General features: G+C 61.6%; 15 protein-coding genes. 8 read left to right on the top strand and 7 right to left on the bottom strand.

The features are described 5' to 3' along the window. Positions 1–92 precede the first annotated feature (92 nt). From QM596_RS04865 to QM596_RS04855, 3 genes are all read left to right on the top strand, one after another. Positions 93–941: a 3-hydroxybutyryl-CoA dehydrogenase gene (locus QM596_RS04865; RefSeq protein WP_283308282.1), complete on the top strand. Its 849-nt coding sequence runs from the start codon at positions 93–95 to the stop codon at positions 939–941. A gap of 165 nt (positions 942–1,106) precedes the next feature. Then, positions 1,107–1,982: an oxygenase MpaB family protein gene (locus QM596_RS04860; RefSeq protein ID WP_283308281.1), complete on the top strand. Its 876-nt coding sequence runs from the start codon at positions 1,107–1,109 to the stop codon at positions 1,980–1,982. Between the two features lie 24 nt (positions 1,983–2,006). After that, on the top strand, positions 2,007–2,399 hold the full coding sequence (locus QM596_RS04855; protein ID WP_029256216.1) for an RNA-binding S4 domain-containing protein: 393 nt from the start codon (positions 2,007–2,009) through the stop codon (positions 2,397–2,399). 17 nt (positions 2,400–2,416) lie between these two features. Here the strand turns inward: QM596_RS04855 and QM596_RS04850 are convergent, their stop codons facing one another. Further along, positions 2,417–3,049, bottom strand: coding sequence for a GyrI-like domain-containing protein (locus QM596_RS04850; RefSeq protein WP_283308280.1), 633 nt, complete (start codon positions 3,047–3,049; stop codon positions 2,417–2,419). Between the two features lie 123 nt (positions 3,050–3,172). On the opposite strand from QM596_RS04850, the gene QM596_RS04845 reads away from it, so the two are divergent. Then, positions 3,173–4,357: a metallophosphoesterase gene (locus QM596_RS04845; RefSeq protein WP_283308279.1), complete on the top strand. Its 1,185-nt coding sequence runs from the start codon at positions 3,173–3,175 to the stop codon at positions 4,355–4,357. A 6-nt stretch (positions 4,358–4,363) separates the two neighbouring features. Here QM596_RS04845 and QM596_RS04840 read toward each other — a convergent pair whose 3' ends face one another. From QM596_RS04840 to htpG, 6 genes are all read right to left on the bottom strand, one after another. Next, positions 4,364–5,050, bottom strand: a complete 687-nt coding sequence (locus QM596_RS04840) for a TetR/AcrR family transcriptional regulator (RefSeq protein ID WP_060938009.1) — start codon at positions 5,048–5,050, stop codon at positions 4,364–4,366. A gap of 47 nt (positions 5,051–5,097) precedes the next feature. Continuing rightward, positions 5,098–5,925 carry a potassium channel family protein gene (locus QM596_RS04835; protein WP_283308278.1) on the bottom strand — a complete coding sequence of 276 codons (828 nt, stop codon included), beginning with the start codon at positions 5,923–5,925 and terminating at the stop codon, positions 5,098–5,100. Positions 5,926–5,971: 46 nt separating this feature from the next. After that, positions 5,972–6,889 carry a diacylglycerol kinase gene (locus QM596_RS04830; RefSeq protein ID WP_283308277.1) on the bottom strand — a complete coding sequence of 306 codons (918 nt, stop codon included), beginning with the start codon at positions 6,887–6,889 and terminating at the stop codon, positions 5,972–5,974. Further along, positions 6,886–8,466: an FAD-binding oxidoreductase gene (locus QM596_RS04825; RefSeq protein WP_283308767.1), complete on the bottom strand. Its 1,581-nt coding sequence runs from the start codon at positions 8,464–8,466 to the stop codon at positions 6,886–6,888. Before QM596_RS04825 ends, QM596_RS04830 begins: the two co-directional genes overlap by 4 nt. 92 nt (positions 8,467–8,558) lie before the next feature. Continuing rightward, on the bottom strand, positions 8,559–9,098 hold the full coding sequence (locus QM596_RS04820; RefSeq protein WP_283308276.1) for a DinB family protein: 540 nt from the start codon (positions 9,096–9,098) through the stop codon (positions 8,559–8,561). A gap of 158 nt (positions 9,099–9,256) precedes the next feature. Next, a complete protein-coding gene (gene htpG / locus QM596_RS04815; RefSeq protein WP_283308275.1) occupies positions 9,257–11,185 on the bottom strand; it encodes a molecular chaperone HtpG in 1,929 nt (642 codons plus the stop codon). 277 nt (positions 11,186–11,462) lie between these two features. On the opposite strand from htpG, the gene QM596_RS04810 reads away from it, so the two are divergent. Genes QM596_RS04810 through QM596_RS04795 form a run of 4 tightly spaced genes read left to right on the top strand, consistent with a single transcriptional unit; the run spans position 11,463 to position 15,684 of the window. Then, a complete protein-coding gene (locus QM596_RS04810; protein ID WP_283308274.1) occupies positions 11,463–12,626 on the top strand; it encodes a UDP-N-acetylglucosamine--N-acetylmuramyl-(pentapeptide) pyrophosphoryl-undecaprenol N-acetylglucosamine transferase in 1,164 nt (387 codons plus the stop codon). Continuing rightward, on the top strand, positions 12,623–13,624 hold the full coding sequence (locus QM596_RS04805) for a GDP-mannose 4,6-dehydratase (RefSeq protein WP_283308272.1): 1,002 nt from the start codon (positions 12,623–12,625) through the stop codon (positions 13,622–13,624). The genes QM596_RS04810 and QM596_RS04805 overlap by 4 nt, the downstream gene beginning before the upstream one ends. A 57-nt stretch (positions 13,625–13,681) precedes the next feature. Then, positions 13,682–14,347 carry a response regulator transcription factor gene (locus QM596_RS04800; protein WP_133727074.1) on the top strand — a complete coding sequence of 222 codons (666 nt, stop codon included), beginning with the start codon at positions 13,682–13,684 and terminating at the stop codon, positions 14,345–14,347. Then, the gene (locus tag QM596_RS04795) at positions 14,344–15,684 is read left to right on the top strand and encodes a HAMP domain-containing sensor histidine kinase (protein ID WP_054825252.1); all 1,341 of its coding nucleotides are present in this window, start codon (positions 14,344–14,346) and stop codon (positions 15,682–15,684) included. Before QM596_RS04800 ends, QM596_RS04795 begins: the two co-directional genes overlap by 4 nt. Positions 15,685–15,717: the final 33 nt, after the last annotated feature.

The following is a 15,717-nucleotide window of genomic DNA, read 5'->3' as shown; positions in this document are numbered from 1 at the left end:
GGCCTCCGGCCCTGTGCGCGGTCAGGCAGTCCATAGACTCCTTAACCGCGCACGGGGGCTTGACCCCTGTCTGAAGAATCTTGAGGAGAATCGTGGAACTCGTAGGCGTAATCGGCGGCGGCACCATGGGTGCCGGCATTGCCGAAGTTTGTGCAAAAGCCGGTAGCTCGGTACTGGTGCTCGAAACCAAGGAAGAATTTGCCGCCGCTGCTCGCGAACGGATCGCCAAGTCGATCAACCGCGGCGTAGCCAAGGGCAAGATCACGCAGGAAGACGCCGACGCCGCCATCGCACGCGTTCGCGTCACCCTGGACATGGAAGAGTTCGCCGATCGCGACCTGGTGATCGAGGCGGCTCCCGAGATCGAAGCTCTCAAGTACGAGATCTTCGGCAAGCTCGACAAGATCGTCAAGCCTGCAGGCATTCTGGCGACCAACACCTCGTCGATCCCCGTCATCAAGATCGCCAAGGCCACCTCGCGCCCCGGCCAGGTTGTGGGCGTTCACTTCTTCAACCCCGTGCCGGTCATGCCGCTCGTGGAGATCGTGGTCAGCCTCACGACGTCCGAAGAGACCGTCCTCGCCGTCACCGACTACGCCAAGAACACGTTGCGTAAGAAGACGGTTCGCGCGGGCGACCGCTCGGGCTTCATCGTCAACGCTCTGCTCATCCCTTACCTGTGCCAGGCAGTCCGGATGCTCGAATCCGGCTACGCCACAGCAGAAGACATCGACGAGGCCATGAAGGGCGGCTGCGGCTACCCGATGGGTCCGCTGACGCTGCTCGACACCGTCGGTCTCGACATTGCCCTCGCAGCGGCAGAGTCCCTGCACGCGGAATTCGCAGAACCGCACTACGCTCCGCCGGCGCTGCTTCGCCGCATGGTCGACGCCGGTCGTCTCGGCAAGAAGACCGGTCGCGGGTTCTACGAATACGCCTGAGTCCGACCGCTTCACTCTTCCGGCCCCTCACCTGTTGCAGGTGAGGGGCCGGAGTTGTTTTTCGGACAGATCTTGTCGAATCGATTGACAAATTCGTGTAGCGCGGCAAAAGTCATCATGTGACAACAACCGTTGTCACATGATGGCAGGCGGAGGGGCACCCAGATGAGCAGCGATGCGGACACCGGCACTCGTCGACCCAAGCCTCGAGAACTACGAGCCGATCCGATCGGCCCCGGCTCCCTGACATGGACACACTTCGGCGACGTTCGCGGCCTGCTGTACCTCGGACGCGCAGGCACCCTGCAGAACATGCACCCCGCGGTAAGCGGAGCGCTGCAAGATCATTCGAATTTCTTCGACAACCCGCTCGACCGCCTGTTCCGCTCCCTGCCGCCCATCTACGGCGTCGTGTACGACCGGACCGAAGAGGGCACAGGCACGCTCGTTCGCAACTTCCACACCGATCTCAAAGGAATCGACGAAACCGGCGGGCGCTACCACGCCCTCGCTCCTGACACTTTCTGGTGGACACACGTCACGTTCTTCGAGGTGATTCTCGATTTCAACGAGCGATTCGCGTACAAGAAGTTCACGCAGGAGCAGAAGGACCAACTTGTCCGTGAGGCCGTAACCTGGTGGCGCTGTTACGGACTCACCGATCGGCCGGCTTTCGACGACTACGCCAGCTTCCGCATGTACTGGGAAGACATGCTCGACAACCAGTTGATCAACACCCACACCACGAAGTGGTCGACACACATCGCCGAGCACGACATCGCACCGGCTCCGAAGGTTCCGACATGGCTGTGGCGTCTTAGCTCTCGCCCCACGATGGCCGTGGCGAACTGGATCGGCAAGGCACTGATGCCGGAGAAGGCACGCAAGACCCTTGAATGGGAATGGACGCCGCGCGACGAACGGATGTACTTCTGGTTCGCCCGCTTCCTGACATTGACAGATCGGTTCTGGCATCTGCTGCCGCTACGACTGCGGTATGCGCCGCGCGCCTACTCGGGCATCCGCGCGCAGGGTCTGTGAGCACTCGTCGGTAGGCTGGAGTGCGTGCCAGCCCAACTCCCCTCCGACGCGATCAGTGTCCGCGTGGACAGCTGGACGTGGGCGGTTCGGCTGTTCAAGACACGCTCGCAGGCGGCGACGGCCTGCCGATCGGGACACGTTCGGGTCAATGGAACGTCGGCAAAGGCGGCTCAGCAGGTGAAAGCCGGCGACGAGGTGCGGGTGCGTGTATCCGGCATCGAACGCATTGTCGTCGTGGTCAAGCCGATCACGAAGCGAGTCAGCGCGGTGCTGGCCGCCGATTGCCTGCAGGACAATTCGCCGCCCCCACCACCGCCCGAACTGATTGCGTCCATTCCGCGACGTGATCGCGGCGCCGGCAGACCGACCAAGCGCGAGCGACGTGACCTCGAGAAGTTGCGCGGCCTCGAGCCGTAACCACCGCCTCGAACGCGTCACGACCTCGAAACAGGCTGACGCAGAACCGTCTTCAGTTTCTCGGGCGGCGTCCGGCGCGCATCACTGAGGTAGATCTCGTGATGATCGCCGTTGAAACTGAAGCCGTTCGACGGGATGAACGTGTTGTGCAGCCGGTCCAAGGTGGGAGCTTCGTCGTCGTACGAGCCGACGTGAAGAATCTGGACGGACAGACCTTCCTCCAACTCGAGAAACCTGACCTTGTCGAGAGCGGCAATCTCCTTCTTGGCCCGCACTGCCTTGGCTCGGACTGCTGCAATCGCCGCAGACAGTTCGGCCTGAGCGATCCATTCCGGTTGCGAGATCATCATCGTCCAATCCCAAGCCGCCTTGTCCCGTGTCACGAACACCTCGGGATCATCTGCCCGCCACAACCCTTCCAGCGGGCCAACGACGAAGTCGCGATCCAATTCCTTCTTGCTCGCGAATTTTGCCGAGTAGGACACCGAATACAGCGCTTCGAGCGCCTCGGAGTACTCGGTGGCAGTGTTGGGGTCGCCGTGACCGTCGACGGCGAAGTAGCCGAAGCGGGGAACGGTCACGAGGGCAAAATCGCGGCGCCCAGGCGAGTAGAGATCCTTGTATGCCTTCTTGACGTCGTACTTCTCCATGCGCCACCCACCTGATCACTGGCCGAGTTTCAACGTTCGGAAACCTATCCGAGAACACCGACATCCCGATAGCGGACCACTGTCCCCTTGTTAATAGACCAGTGGACCTTTACTCTGGACGGGGTGACTACACCCCAGGCGACCGACGTCGCTCGAGTTCCGCGCCGCAGACCGTTGCGGATCGTTGCCATATCCGCGATTGTCGCGTCGATCTTGGCTCTGTTGTTCGTGTACCCATGGTGGAGCTTGTTCATCCGGCCGGACTGGCCGGCGGCGGTGGCAGTTTTCGGCACCGTTCTGTTTGCCGCCCTCTTGATCGCCCTGCCTGCGAGCATGGTGCTCAGCCACGGACACACCGACCGCGATCCAGTTCGCCTGATCGGCGACGCACTCCTCGGAATCATCTGGGTCGTGTTCGTGTGGACCCTGCTCGGCGAAGTTCTGAGGCTCGGACTGCTCGTCGGCGGCGTGGATGACCCGCTTCGATCGAGAATCGTCGCCGTTGCCGCACTGATCATCTCGGCCCTTCTGCTGATCTGGGGCTACCGGGAAGCCATGAGACTGCCACGGATCAAGCAGGTCGACGTCACCATCCCCCGCCTTGGTGCGGGAATGGACAAACTTCGGGTAGTCGCGATCACCGACACTCACTTTGGGCCGATCAATCGCGAGAAGTGGTCCGAGCGCGTGATCGCGGCAGTCAACGATCTCGACGCCGACATCGTGGCCCACGTCGGTGACATCGCCGACGGAACGGTAGAGCAGCGCCTCGGCCAAGCGACCCCCCTCGCATCGGTCGAAGCCGGGCTCGCTCGCGTCTACGTGACCGGCAATCACGAGTACTTCCACGAGGCTCAGGAGTGGCTCGACTACATGACCTCGATCGGCTGGGACGCGCTGCACAACCGCCACCTCGTCGTCACCAAGGGCGGAGACAGACTGGTCATCGCCGGAGTCGACGATGCGACAGCGTTGGGATCGAAACTGGACGGGCACGGCGCGAACTTCGACATGGCCCTGGCCGGCTCCGACCCCGAATTGCCGATCCTGATGCTCGCCCACCAACCGAAGCAGGTTACTCAGTCCGCTTCCGCGGGAGTGGATCTGCAGCTCGCCGGTCATACCCACGGCGGACAGATCTGGCCCTTCAACTTTCTGGTGAAACTCGATCAACCGTCGGTGCACGGGCTTACCAGGCACGGAGAACGTACGCAGCTGTACACCAGCCGGGGAACCGGATTCTGGGGTCCGCCCTTCAGGGTGTTCGCACCGAGCGAGATAACCGTTCTGACGCTGCACAGCGCCTGATCGTTCTCAGCTCGTTCGGGTTGCCGCTCGCGCCGACAACCCGACGAGCTGGTTGATCAGACCTTCACGCAGGCCGACTGCGAACATGTCGGAGGCCGGGGGCGCCTGCATCTCGTTCAGTACGACGACCATGGATTCAGTCGGCTCGGCAGTCGGCCACAAGCCGGCAACGATCACCAGGGTTACCTTGGCGAATTGAGCGGCGTCGCCCTCCGAGAGATGGGGCAGTTGCGAATGAACCAGCGACGCAAACCTTCCCGAGTTGACCGTCGCCCGCCTCTTGAAGTCACGGGCGAAGTCGACGGAGATGTTTCTTTCGAGGACACCGGCCATGACACTCATCAACTCGCACAGCAACCGCTGTGAGACAAGCGATTCCGCAACCGCGGATGCCACATGAATTTCAGCGGCAAACGGTGAGTCGTCACTGGTCGGAGTCAACGACTCGGACAACCCGTCCAGCCACGCTACCCAGTTCTCGTCGAGCACTTCGAGAAAGATGGCCTCGCGACTGTCGAAGTACCGGAGCACGTTCGACTTCGCGAGGCCGACGCTCTCACTGAGCTCACGCAGACTGATGTCTGCGACTGGCTTGGACCCGAGCATCGCGCGAGCTGCGTCGAGAATCGCGCACCGACGTGCTTCGATCTGCTCGGGCCTGCGCGCGCGCTGGAATCCATGGGTCGCCACCATCACGCAAGATTATCAGACCATCGTTCTATTGTTTGCTGTACTGCGGGTCAATTGTCCGAAGGTGCATGCTGCGCCACGACTCCCCTCGACGCCAGTTCGCGACGCAGCGAATCGGTATCGACGGACGCGAGATCGACTCGGTGCGTGCGGGTGGCCAAAGCTCGGACCTCCACGGACAGATCTGCCACCTGCTTACGCGTCGCGGCCTGCCCTGCCTCGTCCTGTTCCGCCACTCGCTCGACCAACCAGGAAGCGAGTGTGGCAGTCACGATGCCCAGCAATGCAATTCCGCCGATCATCAACGCTCCGGCGATCAGGCGCCCGGTTGTAGTGACAGGAGCCATGTCTCCGTAACCGACGGTCGTAACCGTCTCCATCGCCCACCACAACGCCGTCCCGTGCGACGTGATGGCGGCGCCCTCAGCGTGCCGCTCGGCGTCGAGCATGGCCAGTGCCGCGACACCGATCAGCAAGGCCGTAGCCCCGGTGGCGTAAACAACCACTCGTCCACGCAAGCTTTGCCCGCTCGAGCGGTGGACTATTGCAAGCAGGGTGACCAATCGAAGGAGGCGCAAGGGACGCAGCATGGGTAGCACCACCATCGCCAAATCCAAGAGATGCCTGACGAACCAGCGACCGCGTGCAGGAGCCAACCACAGGCGAACTGCGTAGTCGACGGCAAATACGAACCACGCGGCCCACATGATCCATTCGGTCAGGCGATGCGGGAAGCCAGTCGGTTGCGCCAGGACTTGGTACGCGTACGCCACCAAGAACAGGCAGGCCGCAGCGGTCAAGGGGATGTCGGTGGTGAGCTGCCACCGCTTCGACGTCCACGCAGTGCGGTGGTGCACCGACCTCCTTGATTCGTTCATCCGAGAAGTCTTACACCACTGCTACCGCGTGACTGGCAGAACCGACTCAGATCCGAGTGTGCGTCAAGATGTTGAGCGCCATGGGAACTGCCTCGATCGTGATGGGCAACGGCCCCACCCGATCACCGTCCGCGTAAGCGACGATGCCTTCGGAGACCAACCGCACCTTCTTCGATCGATACGTCTGTACCGCATCCAAGGAGACGTGAGTTCCCTTGTACACCCGCGGAAACAGGCGCACCAGACGCAACCTCGAACCGTGCCCGACGACGGTCAGATCCAGCAACCCATCAGACTTCGACGCGCCCGGAGTGATGAGCATGCCGCCACCGTACGAGCGCCCGTTGCCGACAGCCACGAGCGTCGCGTCCACCGTGATGACCTCGTCGTCGAGTTCGATCCGGTACGGCAGCGGCTTCATCTTCGCCAACTCGGCGAGCATCGCCAAGTTGTAGCGCATCGGTCCCTTGGGCCACGACATCCGATTGGCCCGTTCACTGACCAGCGAATCGAATCCGCTGGCGATGATCGTTCCCGACCAGACGACGGAACCGTCGGCAAGCGTGATCTTCGCCAGGTCGGACTGCTGCACGACGCCGTCGGCGATCACATCGGCGGCTGCCTCGGGATCGCCTGTGGGAATGCCGAACTCACGGGCGTGATCGTTACCGGTGCCCGCCGGGATGAGCCCGATAGGAGTATCGGTCAACGCGGCAGCCTGCAATCCGATGCTGATGGCACCGTCACCGCCGACCACCACCAGCGCGTCGGTACCCTCCTCGATCGCACGACGCGCCAACTTCTTGGCGTCGTCGGCATCGGTTCCGATGATCTCGGTGACGGCAACTCCCCGAGCACGCAGTCGCGCAACACCTTTGCGTCCGGCTGCAGGCGCGTGACCATGTCCCGCCATCGGATTGATCAGGACGGTAACCTTCTCGATCTGACTGCGGGTTTCGGTCACGGAATCAGCTTTCCAGGATTGAGGATGCCGGCAGGGTCCACTGCATTCTTCACTGCGCGAAGGATATTCGCGCCCAATTCGCCGATCTCGTCCTTCATCCACGGGCGATGGTCAGCTCCGACTGCGTGATGATGGGTGATCGTGCCACCGGCGGCGATGATCGCATCGCCAGCGGCAGTTTTCGCCTTGTGCCACTGAGCGATCGGATCCTCGGTCTGCGCGCTGACTACTGTGAAGTACAGCGAAGCACCGGTCTTGTAGGTGTGCGAAATGTGGCACATCACGAGCGGCTGAGTCCCCTGCTCGACGAGAGCCTTGGTCAGCGCTTCGGTGACCGAGGAGCGCAGGTTCGCGAGGTTACCCCAGGTGGTTGCTGTCTCGAGGGTTTCACACAGTGCGCCGACGTCGAGAAGAGCGTCACGCAGATACGGCGCATCGAATCGCCCGTGTTCCCAACTGTTTCCGGGCTCCTCACCGAGCGAAGTCCCACCGTGAGCGGTGAGAATTGCTCGGGCCTCCGCCACCCGTTCAGCGGTGTGCGAAGCGGTGCCCTCGTAGGTGGTGATGCCGAGGCAACCACCCGTGAAAGCGTTCTCGCCGATCTTGTCGGTAGTCGCCAGATTCACGCCACTCTCGGCCTCGTCGGACAACCGCAATACTGTCGGAGCCGATCCTTCCTGGACCAGCTCACGCAATGCTGCTGCGCCGGTGGCGAAGTCGGGGAAGCTCCACCCTTCGCGCACGGTGGTCTCGGGCAGGCGGTGAACCCGCACACGCACGTGCGTGATGACGCCGAATGTCCCCTCGGAGCCGACAAAAAGCTCACCCAGATCGGGGCCTGCGGCAGATGCCGGCGCACGCCCGGTCTCGACCACACCACTCGGGGTGACAACAGTGAGGCCCTGAACCATGTCCTCGAAACGTCCGTATCCAGCCGACGCCTGCCCCGAAGACCGGGTGGCGGCAAACCCGCCCAGAGTGGCGAACAGGAAGCTCTGCGGGAAGTGCCCGACCGAGAAACCGTGCTCACGCAGAAGCTCCTCGGCCCGTGGGCCGGTGGTTCCGCCGCCGAACGTCGCAATGCCCGATTCCTCGTCCAACCCGACGAGCTGATCGAACCTGCGCAGATCGAGAGATAGAACTGCGTCGAACCCGTCACGAATGGGATCGAGCCCGCCGACGACGCTGGTGCCACCACCGAACGGGACCACTGCGATCCGGTTGGCAGAGCAGTATCGGAGAACCTGCTCGACCTCTGCGTCTGTCCCTGGAGTGACGACTGCGTCCGGTGCGTCCTGCGACTCGGCGCTACGACGGCGAAGCAGATCCGGGGTGCTCTTGCCACCGGCCCGAAGGATTCGATCCGAATCCTCGGTGCTGACGTACTCGGCCCCGACCAGCCCAGCCAGCGCCTCGACGTGCGACTGAGCCAGGGCGGACGGAGTCACCTGAACGTCTTCGATGGCGAGGCGCGAGCGAGTCGGTGCGGACACACCGAGAAATCCGGTCAACAATGATGTGACTGCGTCCGACAGTTCACGCTTCTTGGCCGGATCGCCCCAGGCGTCCCACTGCATCGGCGGTTGCAAGGCAGACTTTTCGGTGCTCATAGACACTAGTGTTACATATTTGTGTGATGTGTAAACATCCCGGTTGATCGAGCTGTCGATCAACCCATCGTCTTCGAGCCGTCGATGGCTTCACGAAGCATGTCTGCGTGGCCCGCATGCTGGGCCGTCTCGGCGATGATGTGCAGCAATGCGCGCCGCGCTGACCAGCGAGCGCCGGCTTCGAACCACGGAGCGCTCGGAAGTGGATGAGAGATGTCGAGGCTGTCCAGCGAGGCCACCAACTGGTCGGTCCTGGCCGCGATCCCTTCGTACTCGGAAACGATGCTTGCCAAGGTTTCACCCTCGACCATGGCAAATTCGTTCGCCCGTTCCTGTTGCATCTCTTCCGACCACTGGGTCGGGTCGAAGTCCCCGCCAAGTCCGGCCGGCCCTTCCAGAATGAAGTCGACCCAACCCTTCTCCGCCTGACCCACATGCTTGATCAATCCGCCTAGGCACAGTTCGCTCACGGTCGGCCTCGAAGCAGCCTGGTCGTCGGTGAGGTTCTTGACGGTGAAGAGCAGGAATTCACGATGTTGACGCAGGCTCTGGAGGAGATCCGCGCGCTCGCCGGTGACGGTGGTGGTCGGTGCGTTCATGATGTTTTTCCTTCGCTCGTGGGTTCTTTGCCCTGTGAGAACTACGTTAGAAGTCATTGCGGACAGAAACGGTCCTCATTAGAAAACGATCAAAGAAAAAACTCCCGGCACTCACCAATGAGGGTGAGTGCCGGGAGTTCGAGCGAGGTAGAACGAGATCAGACTGTGCGGGCCAAACGATCGGCCAGCAGGCGCGTGAAGTGCGCCGGGTCGCTCAGCTCGCCGCCCTCGGCAAGCAACGCCATGCCGTAGAGCAACTGAGCCGTCTCAGTCAGGTTCTCCGCATTGTCGTTGGCGGCCTGCGCCTCCCGAAGACCCGAGACAAGCGGGTGCTCCGGGTTGAGCTCGAGGATGCGCTTGCTGTGCGGAACAGGCTGACCCGAAGCCTTGTACATCTTCTCGAGCGTCGGAGACATGCTGAACGCGTCGCCGACGATGCAGGCAGCCGAGGTGGTCAGTCGCGTCGAGAGACGCGTTTCCTTGATGTCGTCGGACAGGGTTTCGGTCAGCCACGTCAGCAGCTCGCCGAATTCCTTCTCCTTCTCTTCGCGCTCGGCCTCGGCCGCCTTCTTCTCGTCCTCGGTGTCGAGGTCGACCTCGCCCTTGGCGATCGACTGGAAGGTCTTGCCGTCGAAGTCCGAGACAGCGTCGACCCACATCTCGTCCACCGGGTCGGTGAGAACCAGAACCTCGAGGCCCTTGGCCTTGAAAGCCTCCATGTGCGGAGAGCTTTCGATCAGGTGACGAGATTCGCCCGTCATGAAGTAGATCTGTTCCTGACCGTCCTTCATGCGCTCCACGTACTCGGCGAGAGTGGTCACGCCCTCTTCGCTGTTGGTCGAGGCAAACGAAGAGATGTCGAGCAGCGTCTTGCGGTTGTCGGCATCGGCCATCAGGCCTTCCTTGAGCGCGCGTCCGAACTCGGTCCAGAAGGTCGAGTACTTCTCGGGCTCGTTCGCCTTCATGTCCTTGATGGTCGAGAGGACCTTCTTGGTCAGACGACGACGGATGGCAGCGATCTGCCGGTCCTGCTGCAGAATTTCACGAGAGACGTTGAGCGAGAGGTCTTGTGCGTCGACCACACCCTTGACGAAGCGCAGGTAATCGGGCACCAACTCTTCGCAGTCGTCCATGATGAAGACGCGCTTGACGTAGAGGTGGATGCCGGCCTTGCGCTCACGCATGAACAGATCGAACGGCGCCGTCGACGGAATGAACAGCAGCGCTTGGTATTCGAAAGTACCTTCGGCCTTCATCGGGATGACCTCGAGAGGCTCGTCCCAGGCGTGGCTGACGTGCTTGTAGAACTCCTTGTACTCGTCCTCGGACACCTCGTCCTTGGAGCGAGTCCACAGAGCCTTCATCGAGTTGATCGTCTCGGTCTCGATGGTGACCTCGGGCTCCTCGCCCTCCGCCGGCGTCGACGTACGAGCGACATCCATGCGGATAGGCCACGCGATGAAGTCGGAGTACTTCTTGACCAGTTCCTTGATCTTCCATTCCGACGTGTAGTCGTGCAGGCCGTTCTCGGAATCCTCGGGCATCAGGTGCAGGGTCACGGAGCTACCCTGAGGCGCCTCGTTCACATGCTCGAGCGTGTACGTGCCTTCGCCGGTCGACTCCCAGCGCGTCGCGTGATCTTCACCGGCGCGGCGGGTCAGCAGCGTGACCTTGTCCGCCACCATGAACGTGGAGTAGAAGCCGATGCCGAACTGACCGATCAGTTCTTCCGATGCCGCTGCATCCTTGGCTTCCTTGAGCTTACGACGCACCTCGGCGGTGCCGGACTTGGCGAGCGTGCCGATCAGGTCGACGACCTCGTCACGCGACATTCCGATGCCGTTGTCGCGGATGGTCAGGGTGTGTGCCGCCTTGTCGATGTCGATCTCGATATGCAGATCGGAGACGTCGACGTTGAGGTCTTTGTCCTGGTACGACTCGAGGCGGAGCTTGTCCAGCGCGTCCGAAGCGTTGGAGATCAACTCACGAAGGAAGCTGTCCTTGTTCGTATAGATTGAATGAACCATCAGATCCAGCAGCTGACGTGTTTCTGCTTGGAACTCGAGCTGCTCGGTATGCGCGGTCACTTCGATCCCTTTCTCTTCTCGGACTGATCACAGGAATTTTACTTGACCTCGAATACCGAGGGTCGGCGCCCGCACGGACAAAGGGAGGTCACCCGAACCTGTTCGTCCAGTTGGATTCGAGTCGCGGCGATCTCGGCCCTTTCGGCGGTGAGTTTGCCGGGTTTCTCACATCTTGCCCTGCAGGCGGGGTCACTGTGAACCGCTGGACTCAACTCACCCTGACACACAGAGCGTCGGCGCTAACAGAGTTCTAATCTCGCTCACGCACAGTGCCGATATGACAAACGAACCGCGATCGACTCTGCGAGTCGCCATCGGAGCGGGTGGCACCGGTGGACATATTTATCCGGGACTCGCTGTAGCCGAGGCCTTGTGTCAGATTCCCGATGCCAATGTCGAGATCGACTTCTTCGGCGCGAAAGGCAGACTGGAAGAGAGAATTGTGCCCGCGGCCGGCTACCGACTGCACACAGCCGAGATCGAAGGCCTTACCGGTGTGCGCGGTAGCGCAAGAGCAGCGACACGACTCGCACGGTCCGGCATTCAGTGCGCCAGAACGATTCGTGAACTCGATATAGACGTCGTGTTCGGTACCGGCGGGTATCCCAGTCTGCCAATCGTGCTGGGTGCGCACCTCGCCGGAATACCGACACTGATCCACGAATCCAATGCCGTGGCAGGACGGGCAAACCGACTGTGCGCGAACTTGTCTTCCCGGGTCGCAGTAGCATTTGCCGAGGCTGCGCCGGCATTCAAGCGCAGTGAGGTTCGGGTAGTCGGAACCCCGCTGATGAGGGAGATCGCCGGCCTCGACAAACATGCGCTCCGTGATCAGGCACGTGCCAGTTTCGATGCGGCGGCAGGACAAGCCCTCGTCATCGTCTGCGGCGGCAGCCTCGGATCTCGCCGAATGACCGATACCGCACTGTCACTGGCGCGCGAGTGGCGCGGCCGCAACAACATCCGCCTGGTTGTGAAGGCTGGGCCCGAGTACTTCTCCGAGGCCTCCGCCGCTGTCGAAGACCTCGACAACGTGCTGGTGTTGCCGTACTTGGACCGGATGGATTTGGTATATGCGGGCGCCGACGTCTTTGTCGGGAGATCCGGAGCGATCACCGTCGCCGAGATTTCGCATGTAGAGGTGCCCAGCGTCCTCGTGCCTTACCCACACGCGATCGGTGACCATCAGCGACACAATGCTCGAGCTCTCGTAACTCGCGGCGGCGCCCGAATGCTGGGAGACGCGGATCTGACCACGGCAAACCTGGCGAGCGCGATTGACGACCTTCTCGGAGATTCCGCTGAACGTGCGACGGCGGCAACCGATCTCACTCCGGGACTGAGCGATTCCGCACGAACAGTAGCGAACTGGCTACGGGAGCTCGCCACCCGCAAACACGCGACGCCTGAAAACGTCAATACGAGAGAAGGAATCAAATGAGTGAAATTGTGCAAGTCAATGGATTCTGGTTCGGACGAAAGGTCTTGGTCACCGGCGGCGAAGGCTTCATCGGCAGCTCCCTGGTTGAGCAGTTACTCAGGCAAGGCGCGCACGTACGAGTTCTCGCGCACTACAAGCCCTACGCATCGGCCGGCTTTCTTTCGGATCACCTTCCCGATATCGAGATGATCGCAGGAGATGTCCGTGACAGCGGACAAGTCCTCGATGCGGCAGAGGGGATCGACACCATCTTCCACCTCGCGGCACTGATCGGAATCCCATACAGTTACCAGGCTCCACAAACGTATCTGGAGACGAATGTCCTTGGTACCCAGAATATTGTGGACGCCGCGCGCCGTCACGGCGCGCGGCGGGTGGTGCACACGTCAACCAGCGAGGTCTACGGAACTGCTCGGGAAGTACCTATATCCGAAACTCACCCGTTGCAACCCCAGTCTCCCTACTCCGCATCCAAGATTGCGGCGGACATGGTCGCGTTGTCCTATTTTCACTCGTTCGATACGCCGGTTTCGATCTGCCGACCGTTCAACACGTTCGGCCCGCGGCAATCGACACGCGCCGTGATTCCTGCGATCCTGCACCAGTTGCATTCCGGTGCAGGCGAGATCGCTATCGGCGCGCTGACCCCGACTCGGGACTTCACCTACGTCGACGATACTGCCCGGGGCTTCATGGAGATCGCGGAATCCGAGCGAACGCTCGGATTGACCTTGAATCTCGGCACCGGCCACGAGATTTCGATCCGCGACCTGATTGACATGCTGATCGAGATCACGGGGTCTTCCGCATCTGTCACAACCGAAGACTCACGTAACCGTCCAGCAGGCAGCGAGGTTCACCGCCTGGTGTCCGACAACAGTCGAGTGCGTGAGTTGACGGACTGGAGCCCACAGGTCTCCCTGAAAGCAGGACTCACGCGCACCTCGGAGTGGATCAAAGCTCATCCGATCACCGATCCTCGCCGCTACCGTGTGTGATGCGAAACGTCGCACGGGTTGTATCCGTATCGGACTCATGTCAGGCACGATAAGTAGATGATCCTAGTCGTCGATGATGATCCGTCGGTCCGCGAAGCGGTAGTGACAACTCTCGAATCCGACGGGTACGAGGTGCAGGCGGTTTCCGACGGTTCGAGCGCTCTGGCCGCGGTCTCCGAGCATTCGTTCGATGCGATGGTGCTCGACGTCATGATGCCGGGAATCGACGGTCTCGCCGTATGTCGAATCTTGCGTGAGCAGGGCAATCGGATCCCCATCCTGGTTCTGACGGCACGCTCGGAGGTAGGCGATCGGATTGCGGGGCTCGATGCGGGGGCAGACGACTACCTGCCGAAGCCCTTTGACATCGACGAACTCGGCGCGCGGGTACGTGCCCTGCTACGGCGGGCAGCGCCACCGGAACCCGAGGTGCAGTTCGGGGATCTTTCTCTCGACCCGCAGACACGGCGCGGCGTCAGATCCGGCCGGAGCATGGACTTCACTGCAACCGAGTTCGCGCTGCTGGAACTACTCATCGCGAACTCCGGCCAGACGCTCACCCGTGAGGTGATCAGCGATCGGGTGTGGGGTCAAGATTTCGGGCCTCAGTCGAATTCCATTGCCGTATATATTAATTACCTGCGCACGAAACTAGAGGCGGGCGGCGAGTCACGCATTATTCATACGGTTCGCGGGATCGGATACCGGCTGGAGTTGCCGTGACGCGTACGCGATTGGCCATCCGAACGAGAATGGCCATCACCACGTCGATTGCCGTGGCTGCGGTGGTGCTGCTTTGCGCGGTGGGGGCGTACTGGATCTCGTCACGGGAGGTGTACCGAAGCCTCGACATCGGTCTCATCCGGGAAGCGACGGCGATCCAATTACGGATCGCCGGTGGCCAGGAGTTGGGCAGTGGCGCCGAGTGCGCCTATCTTTCCTCGCCGGCTTGCTTCGAGGTCCTCGATGCGACAGGCGAACCGAGTGCCACAGACGAACCCGCCACTATCCTGCCGAAGCCCCCTGCCCTCGATGCCGTCCTCGACGGCGAGTCAGGGCCTTTCCTCGCGAACATCGACCTCGCGGGTCTACCCGGACGGATGTATGTGACACCGCTCGAGGACGGTGGTGCGCTCCTTGTCGGAGTCCGTGCCGATCAGCAACACCGGGCGCTCGATCGGATTGCATGGTTGTTAGCGCTGTTGTGCGGTATCGGCATCATCATCAGCGCTATCCTCGGCTACGCAGTCGCCCGCTACACGCTGCGTCCCGTTGCCAGACTGTCCCGCGAGGCCGAAACTGTTGCAAAGGAACGGGATCCGAGCCGAAAGATCACAGTAGAGGGATCGGACGAGCTTGCCAGGCTCGGGGAATCGATCAACACCATGCTTGGTGCACTCGATGACTCCGTCCAATCGCAGAAACGGTTGGTTTCCGACGCCTCGCACGAGCTGCGGACGCCACTGACGGGGATCATCGCGAACGCGGAACTTCTGGCCCGAAGCGACACGCTGACAGACGAACAGCAGAAGAGGGTACGGGCTGCGCTCGCTCGCAGTACTGCAGATATGCGAAGGTTGATCGACGACATCGTAGATATCGCACGGGGCACCGAGCCGGACATCGAGAGGGAGGATGTCGCGTTCGAGCGCGTCGTCGAGCAGGTAGTCGAGGCGGCACGTGCCCATTGGCCGAAGATTGATTTCCACTGCGCGACGAATCCGTACACGGGAGGCGGTAACGATGTGCGGCTCGCGAAGATGGTGTCGAATCTGGTTGACAACGCGGCAAAATTCACTCCGCCGGGTGGGACGGTGAACGTGAGCCTGACAGGCGGTGTTCTCACCGTTTCGGACAACGGACCCGGCATAGACGAAGCGGATTTGCCTCGGATCTTCGAACGCTTCTATCGGTCACCCCGTAGTCGGGGCACCTCCGGCTCCGGACTGGGACTGGCTATGGCCCAACAGATCGCGCATGCCCACGGCGCCTCGATCAGCGTGGGCAACAACCCCGACGGTGGAGCGGTGTTCACCGTGCGCCTGCCGGCCCGAGAGTAAGTCACTCTGATCTTGTTCTAATGTTCGGCGCTT

Source organism: Rhodococcus sp. IEGM 1406 (assembly GCF_030056745.1).
Taxonomy (GTDB): Bacteria; Actinomycetota; Actinomycetes; order Mycobacteriales; family Mycobacteriaceae; genus Rhodococcus_F; species Rhodococcus_F erythropolis.
Note: the sequence above shows the minus strand (reverse complement) of the source record. Positions and strands in the feature narration are given on the sequence as shown.

Excerpts from the sequence above, each read along its gene's own strand:
- QM596_RS04860 (WP_283308281.1), top strand. The coding sequence starts at position 1,107 with ATGAGCAGCGATGCGGACACCGGCACTCGTCGACCCAAGCCTCGAGAA.
- QM596_RS04850 (WP_283308280.1), bottom strand. The coding sequence starts at position 3,049 with ATGGAGAAGTACGACGTCAAGAAGGCATACAAGGATCTCTACTCGCCT.
- QM596_RS04840 (WP_060938009.1), bottom strand. The coding sequence starts at position 5,050 with ATGGTGGCGACCCATGGATTCCAGCGCGCGCGCAGGCCCGAGCAGATC.
- QM596_RS04835 (WP_283308278.1), bottom strand. The coding sequence starts at position 5,925 with ATGAACGAATCAAGGAGGTCGGTGCACCACCGCACTGCGTGGACGTCG.
- QM596_RS04825 (WP_283308767.1), bottom strand. The coding sequence starts at position 8,466 with ATGCAGTGGGACGCCTGGGGCGATCCGGCCAAGAAGCGTGAACTGTCG.
- QM596_RS04820 (WP_283308276.1), bottom strand. The coding sequence starts at position 9,098 with ATGAACGCACCGACCACCACCGTCACCGGCGAGCGCGCGGATCTCCTC.
- QM596_RS04810 (WP_283308274.1), top strand. The coding sequence starts at position 11,463 with ATGACAAACGAACCGCGATCGACTCTGCGAGTCGCCATCGGAGCGGGT.
- QM596_RS04805 (WP_283308272.1), top strand. The coding sequence starts at position 12,623 with ATGAGTGAAATTGTGCAAGTCAATGGATTCTGGTTCGGACGAAAGGTC.
- QM596_RS04800 (WP_133727074.1), top strand. The coding sequence starts at position 13,682 with ATGATCCTAGTCGTCGATGATGATCCGTCGGTCCGCGAAGCGGTAGTG.